This window comes from Burkholderia sp. E168m23 (assembly GCF_016586125.1).
GTDB classification, from domain to species: domain Bacteria; phylum Pseudomonadota; class Gammaproteobacteria; order Burkholderiales; family Burkholderiaceae; genus Burkholderia; species Burkholderia orbicola.
The window spans coordinates 1-6,845 of the sequence record NZ_BCPP01000320.1 but is presented as its reverse complement, the minus strand read 5'-3'; the positions used below and the strand labels follow the sequence as shown (position 1 = coordinate 6,845).

At 65.0% G+C, this 6,845-nt stretch carries 6 protein-coding genes and 1 pseudogene; 1 reads left to right on the top strand and 6 read right to left on the bottom strand.

From position 1 onward, the window contains the following. A pseudogene (locus tag JMF90_RS17595) lies at nucleotides 1–124 on the top strand (formyltetrahydrofolate deformylase); the annotation flags it as partial. 110 nt (nucleotides 125–234) lie between these two features. On the opposite strand, the gene JMF90_RS17590 reads toward JMF90_RS17595, so the two are convergent. The 6 genes from JMF90_RS17590 to JMF90_RS17565 all read right to left on the bottom strand — a co-directional run. After that, complete coding sequence (locus JMF90_RS17590; RefSeq protein WP_011547105.1) at nucleotides 235–1,890, bottom strand: APC family permease; 1,656 nt, start codon at nucleotides 1,888–1,890, stop codon at nucleotides 235–237. A gap of 225 nt (nucleotides 1,891–2,115) precedes the next feature. Next, entirely contained in the window at nucleotides 2,116–2,979 is an 864-nt protein-coding gene (locus tag JMF90_RS17585; RefSeq protein ID WP_006486270.1) for a glycine betaine ABC transporter substrate-binding protein, read from the bottom strand. Between the two features lie 134 nt (nucleotides 2,980–3,113). Next, nucleotides 3,114–4,262, bottom strand: a complete 1,149-nt coding sequence (locus tag JMF90_RS17580; protein WP_011547102.1) for a hybrid-cluster NAD(P)-dependent oxidoreductase — start codon at nucleotides 4,260–4,262, stop codon at nucleotides 3,114–3,116. Between the two features lie 29 nt (nucleotides 4,263–4,291). Then, nucleotides 4,292–5,533, bottom strand: coding sequence for an SRPBCC family protein (locus tag JMF90_RS17575; protein ID WP_011547101.1), 1,242 nt, complete (start codon nucleotides 5,531–5,533; stop codon nucleotides 4,292–4,294). Nucleotides 5,534–5,586: 53 nt separating this feature from the next. After that, a complete protein-coding gene (locus JMF90_RS17570) occupies nucleotides 5,587–6,372 on the bottom strand; it encodes a drug:proton antiporter (RefSeq protein ID WP_011547100.1) in 786 nt (261 codons plus the stop codon). Next, nucleotides 6,369–6,845 (bottom strand): FAD-binding protein (locus JMF90_RS17565; protein WP_201325265.1); only part of this gene is annotated, 477 nt, incomplete at its 5' end. The genes JMF90_RS17570 and JMF90_RS17565, both read right to left, overlap by 4 nt.

The following is a 6,845-nucleotide window of genomic DNA, read 5'->3' as shown; positions in this document are numbered from 1 at the left end:
GCGGCCGGAGCAGTTGCTCGCGGTGGGGCGCGACGTCGAAAGCCTCACGCTCGCGCGGGCGGTGAAGGCGTTCATCGAGCGGCGGGTATTTTTGAACGGCGACCGGACGGTGGTGTTTCCGTAAGCGGGCGGCGGCCGCACCCGAACGCGGCGGAAACGAACAAGGCCCAACCGGCGTGTAACCGGCTGGGCCTTTTTGTCGTCGTGCGACGGCGGCGCGCCCACCTTACCGCATCACTTCACCCACGCGAAGTAATACGACAACCAGATCGTCAACGCCGCGCCGATCAGCGCCGCATACGGCATCAGGCTCAGCCATGGCGCGCGCTTCGGCACTTCCAGTTCCATATCCCGCTGCATCTGTGCGGGGAAACGGCCGCGATCTTGCCAGTAGTGGCGGAACAGGAACACCGGCACGATCAGCAGCATCGCGATCAGCCCGTTGCGCAGCGTGCCTTCGCCCTGCAGGTTCGCGCCCGCGCCGACGTAGACGAGGTTCGCGTAACCGCAGATCGCGCCGCCGACGAGCAGCCAGGTCGGGCAGCGGAACGGCCGATCCCAGTTGCCGCGATCCATCCGGTGGATCCAGCCCGACTGGAGATTCAGGAATACGAACAGCATGTAGCAGACGTTCGAGATCGACAGCACCGTCATGTAGTCCGACATCATCAGCAACACGAGGTTGAAGCCGAGGTCGGTCCACATCGCGCGCGTGGGCGAGCCATGCTCGTTCACGTGCGACAGGTACTTCGGCAGCCAGCCGTCGACCGATGCCTGGTACAGCGTGCGGGACGAACCCATCATCGACGTCATCACGATCAGCAGGATCGACAGCATCAGCATCACGACGACCGCATTCGCGACCCACGCGCCGCCGCCGACGATCTTCGCCATCGCGGCCGCGACGCCGGTGCCGTCGCCGATCGACGGATCGAGCATCGCCTGCGTGCCGAGCGCGCCCTGGAACGCCATCGGCACGAGCGTCATCACGACCAGACACAGTGCGCCCGACCAGAAGATCGCCTTCGCGGTGTCGCGACGTGGATCGCGGAACTCACGCGTGTAGCAGACGGCCGTCTCGAAACCGTACGAGGCCCAGCCAGCCATGAACATCGCGCCGAGCGCCATCGTCACGCCCTGCCCGTTCCACGAACCGAAGCTCGCGGCCGTGAGGTTGCCCTGCGCGTCGTGACCGAGCGGCAAGAGCGGGAGCAGGTTCGACATCGGCACGTCGCCGGTGACGAACGGTACGATGCCGACGATCAACAGCGGCGTGAGCGATGCAATGCCGAGAATGCGCTGCGTACGTGCAGCCTTCGACGCACCGCTGTGCTGAAGCTTGAACGTGATGAGAAGCAGAATCGTCGCGATGATGAACGTCGCGTTGATCCGCAGGGACAGACCCGGCTTGATGAACCCGAGATCCGCAACCTTGAGCTGCCAGTGCAGCACCGCCGCATTGGCGGGAAAGAGACTCGTGAGCGCGTAGCTCGCCGCGAGGCCGCAGCCGAGTGCAAGCATCGGCGACCACGCGAGCCAGTTGCACCACACGGAAACCGGGGCAATCAGCTTGCTGTAACGCACCCAGCCAATCGCGCCGTACACCGACGCGCCGCCCGATTTATGGGGAAATAGCCCGGATATTTCCGCATAAGTCGCGCTTTGAATCAGCCCCATCGTGATCGCGGCGATCCAGATCGCCCACGCGGGCTGGCCGATCGTCGCGCATACGCCGCCGATCGTGAACAGCACGCCTGCCGGCACGCCGCTCGTCACCCAAAAAGCGTCTTTCCAGGTCAGGCCACGGTGCAGCGTATGGCCCGTCGAATCATGTGAGATGGTTGCCTCAACATCACTGGTGCGATTAGCACGCAGTCCTGCCTGACTCATCCAGTTCCTCCTCTCGATCAGTGTTAGCGCGTTGGCGCTTACGCTGCTCCGATACAAAGCAGATGACTCCGCACAAGGGCGCTAGTGTAACAACTTACGCGCTTTTTTGCAGAATCCGCAAAAGAATTCCGGGATATGGCCGCATTGCATCCTGATTGTTTCGGATTCCTGCATGCCATTCCCGGCGTATTTTTATGATGATTCGTACGACGTAGATCGAGGCGCTTACTGTGCGCCTTCCGTCCACGAATTCACGCGATCGGCATGCGCCGCAATCCACGCATCCGCGGCCGCTTCCGGCTTCGAGCCGTTCTGGATCGCCAGCATCACGCTGTCGATTTCACCCGGCTTCCACTGGAATTTCTTCAGGAACGCGACGACCGGCTTCGCCTTGGTTTCGAGGCCCGGATTCACGACGCTGTCGACGTGCTCGGCGCCGCCGAACACCTTCTTCGGATCCTCGAGGAAGCGCAGCTTCCACTTCGCGAACATCCAGTGCGGCGCCCAGCCGGTCACGATCACCGGCTTGTTCGCGCCGACCGAACGCGACAACTCGGCCGTCATCGCGCTGCCCGAGCTGGGCATCAGCGTGTAGTTCAGCCCGTAGCTCTTGATCGCGTCGTCGGTCTTGCGCATCACGCCGGCGCCCGCATCGATGCCGACGATCCGGCCGCCGAAGCTGCCCTTCTCCGCATTCAGGTCGTCGATGCTCTTCGCCTTCACGTACGCGGGTACGATCAGGCCGATCTTCGCATCGGGGAAATTCGCGCCGAGGTCGACGACCTTGGCCTTGTACTCGTCCCAGTACGAGCCGTGCGTGACCGGCAGCCACGCGGACAGCGTCGCATCGAGATCGCCGCGCGCGACGCCCTGCCACATGATCCCGGCCGCGACCGGCACGAGCTTCACCTCGTAGCCGAGCTTCTTCTCGATGACGCGGGCCGCGACGTTCGACGTCGCGACGCTGTCGTCCCAGCCTTCGACGTAGCCGATTTTCAGCGTCGGCTTCGTATCGGCCAGTGCCGATGCGCTCAATGCCACCATTGCCGACAGGGCGCCGGTCCACAACAGTTTTCCGAACAGTTTCATGGTCGATCTCCTTGGTCTGCGCACCGTGCGCGTTGTCTCTCTAGGTTCTTCAACCACAAATCCGCGGTATCGTTGTTTTCCGACAGATGCTTGTCCGGACGCGACGCGCCCGGACAGCCGATGGCGTGCTTCGACTACTTGTCGATCACGAGATCCGACAGCGGCTTGCTGCAGCACAGCAGCACCATCCCCTGGTCGATCTCGCGCTGGCGGATACCGCCGTTGTGCTTCATCTCGACCTGCCCCGACACGAGCTTCACCTTGCAGGTGCCGCACATGCCCTGCGTGCACGAGGCGGGCAGCCGCACGCCCGACTGGCGCGCCGCGTCGAGCACGTGCTGCTCCGAGCCGCACGAAATCTCGCGGTTGCTCTTCGCGAAGCTGACCGTGTACTGCTTCGTCGCGGCGTCACCGCCTTCGACCGGCGGCACGAGTTCGGCGAGCACTTCGTCGCTCGCGGTCTGCGCGAGCGTTTCGAACGAGAAGCTTTCCTCGTGATACTGCTTGCGATCGAAGCCGGCTTCGTCGAGCAGGTCGCGCACGGCCTTCATGTACGGCGCGGGGCCGCACGTGAAGATCTCGCGTTCCATGAAATCCGGCGCGATCAGCTTGAGCAGCGGCAGCGTCAGGAAGCCCGTGACGCCCGGCCAGTTGGTACGTGCGCCGACGCGCTCGACGACGAACGACGTGCGGAAATTCGTATGGTTCGACGCGATCAGGTCGAGCTCGCGCGCGAAGATGATGTCGTCAGGCGTACGTGCGCTGTGCACGAACAGGATGTCGCGATCCTCCGCGAGATCGTGGTGCGCGCGGCTCATCGACATCAGCGGCGTGACGCCCGAGCCGGCCGACAGGAACAGGTACTTGCGCGCCGGATGCCGCGCGCAGGTGAATTCGCCGGCCGGGCCGAGCACGCGCACCGCCGCGCCCGGCTGCAGGTTGTCGTGCAGCCAGTTCGACACCTTGCCGCCCGGCACGCGCTTGACCGTGATCGAAATCGTGTGCGGCCGCGCCGGCGACGACGAGATCGTGTAGCAGCGGTTGATCGTCTCGCCGTCGATGTCGAGCTCGAGCGTGATGAACTGCCCGGGCTCGAACGAGAACGTGCGGCCCTGCGGCGAACGGAAGAAGAAACTCTTCACGTCATGGGTTTCCTGCCGCACGTGGCAGCACACCAGCGTTTCCTCGACGTCGCTCGTCCAGCGCTCGGGCAGCGCGTTCCAGAACGCCGGGTGCGTCACCCGGCTGTCCGCCGGCTCGAAATTGGCCGCATCTCGCATCATGTCTTGCTCCGCATATACGCTGCTAAGTACTACGCGCCGGTTTTTTCGGCGAGCCGGCCGATATACCAGGCCGAGAATTTTTCGACGAGACCTTCCGTGTACGGCGAATACGGGCCCGGCTCGTACGCGCTGCTGTTCGCCCCGCGCTGCGAGAATTCGACGAGCGCGCGATCCTGGTCGTTGGTCGCGTTCCACACGGCCGTGAGGTTCTTCACGTCGTAGTCGATGCCTTCCTTCGCGTCCTTGTGCACGAGCCACTTCGTGCGCACGAGCGTCTTGCCGGCCGACAGCGGGATCACCGAGAACGTCACGATGTGATCGCTCATGAAGTGGTGCCACGAGTTCGGCTGCGTCCAGAACGACAGCCCGCCGAGGTCGGCCTTGTCGAAGCCGCCGAGCAGCTTCTTCGACGCGACCTTCGCATCGAGCGTCTGCGATTCGCCGTGACGGTCGAGCGGCAGGCGCTGCGTGCGGAAACCCGTCACGTCGAGCAGTTTTTCGATTTCGGCGGACGGCAGGCCCATCTCGGCCCACTCCTTGCCGCGCCGCACGCAGGTTTCGGCGAACGCGTCCATGCCTTCGGCGTTCGCGTCGGAACGCTGGTAGCCGAAGCCGTATTCGTACAGCGAGATCGTCAGCTCCGGATGGTTCGCGACGCAGTGATAGCACTCGCGGTTGTTCTCCATCGTGAGCTTCCAGTTGCCTTCCTCGATGATGTCGATCTGCGCGGCGATCTTCGTGTTCGGCAGATCGTGCGGCAGCAGGTACGGCTCCATCTCGGCGCGCATCTGCGCGAAATCGACCGGCGGCTCGTCGGCGAGGCAGATGAAGATCAGGCCCGCGAGATTCTCGACGTGCACCGACTTCAGGCTGTGCTTGCAACGGTCGAACTTCTCGCCCATGTGCTCGGCGAACATCAGCTGGCCCGTCAGGTTGTAGGTCCAGCTGTGGTATGGGCACACGATGTTGCCGACCGAGCCTTTATCTTCGTTGCACAGGCGCGCGCCGCGGTGACGGCACACGTTGTGGAACGCGCGGATCGCCATGTCGTCGTCGCGCACGATCAGGATCGAATCGTTGCCCAGCTGCACCGTCACGTAATCGCCCGGCTCGGGAATGTCCGGTTCGATCGCCACCTGGATCCAGTGCTGGCGGAAAATCGCCTCCATGTCGAGCGCGAAGATGTCCTCGCTCGTGTAGAACGGTGCGTCGAGGCTGTGCCCTTCCTTGCGCCGCTCGATCAATGCACGAATGTCTGCCGATACTTTCATCGTTTGCTCCGGATTCCTTGCATCCCTGGGTTTCTTGCCGACAGGCATCAAAATCAGTAGTCGATGAGCTGATGCTCGCGCAAATACGCGAGGATCACTTGTGCTTTTTCGACCGAACTCCCTTCATTTACGACGTTGCCGCCACGGCTTTCGGTCGTCGTCGCGGACAGCATCCGGGCATGCCCGGAGCGCTTCTCGGCGGCGACCAGCTTTACGGGTTTACGCTCGACCGGGCCGACCGTCCACGCGGTGGCGTCGGCGTCCGCACCGGGCGCCGCGAGCGCCGGCCGGATCGCGCCGGCGCGCAGCCGCGCATACGCATAGCGCGGCTCGACACCCGCGAGCGGATGGACGGCGACGACGGCCGGCAGCGCCGCGTCGACACGCCGCCGCAGCCCTTTCGGCAAAAATTGCCGGACCGCCGCACGGCCGCCCTCGACCGTCACGTCGACGGCCGAGCCGACGAGCGGATAGCCGAGTGCCGCGGCGACGCGGTACGGCAGCATCCCGGTGTCGTACGCGCCCTCGGCGCGCGTGCCGGTCAGCACGAGGTCGTAGCCTTCGACGCGCGCGGCGAGCGCGTGCACGGCATCATCGCCGTCGCGGCAGGCCAGCACCTCGACCTCCCGCGCACCGAGCGCGAGATACTCGGCCAGCGCCGAATTCGCGGGGTCGCCCGCGTGGATCACGTCGAGCGTCGCGCGATGCTGCTCGGCGAGCTGCCGGCCGGTTTCGAGCGCGGCCGCATCGTTGCGGCTGTAGCGTGCGACGCCGCTGACCGGATGCCGGCCGACGGACACGAGCACCGCGATGCGTTGCAAGGGGCGAGGGGCGTTCATGCGGCGACTCCTTCGGGTTCACGGGTGCCGACCGCGGCCGGCGATTCGCCGCGCGCGGCCCGCGCGGCCTGGACCTGTTCGATCAGCGCGGCGATCGTCGCCTGCGCGTCGCCGACCACCGTCAGGTTCGCGCGCTTCGCGATCGGCGCGCTGCCGTCGAGGTTGACCGCGATCACGTGGCGGCAGTCCTTGATCCCCTGCAAATGCTGCACCGCGCCCGAGATGCCGAACGCGATGTACACGCTCGCCTCGACCGTCTTGCCGGTCGCGCCGACCTGCTTGTCGCGCGTGAAGTGGCCGTTGTCGACCGCGACGCGGCTCGCGCCGATCGCCGCGCCAAATACGCCGGCCAGCCGCTCGAACGCGCCGATGTCGGACACGCCGTTGCCGGCCGACACGATGAAGTCGGCTTCCTCGAGCGCGACCTGGGCTGCGTCGATTTCGTCGAGGCCGAGATCGCGGTACGGCTGCGC

Bases quoted from the DNA above. Each gene is read 5' to 3' on its own strand.
- JMF90_RS17585 (WP_006486270.1), bottom strand. From the start codon at position 2,979: ATGAAACTGTTCGGAAAACTGTTGTGGACCGGCGCCCTGTCGGCAATG.
- JMF90_RS17590 (WP_011547105.1), bottom strand. From the start codon at position 1,890: ATGAGTCAGGCAGGACTGCGTGCTAATCGCACCAGTGATGTTGAGGCA.
- JMF90_RS17575 (WP_011547101.1), bottom strand. From the start codon at position 5,533: ATGAAAGTATCGGCAGACATTCGTGCATTGATCGAGCGGCGCAAGGAA.
- JMF90_RS17580 (WP_011547102.1), bottom strand. From the start codon at position 4,262: ATGATGCGAGATGCGGCCAATTTCGAGCCGGCGGACAGCCGGGTGACG.
- JMF90_RS17570 (WP_011547100.1), bottom strand. From the start codon at position 6,372: ATGAACGCCCCTCGCCCCTTGCAACGCATCGCGGTGCTCGTGTCCGTC.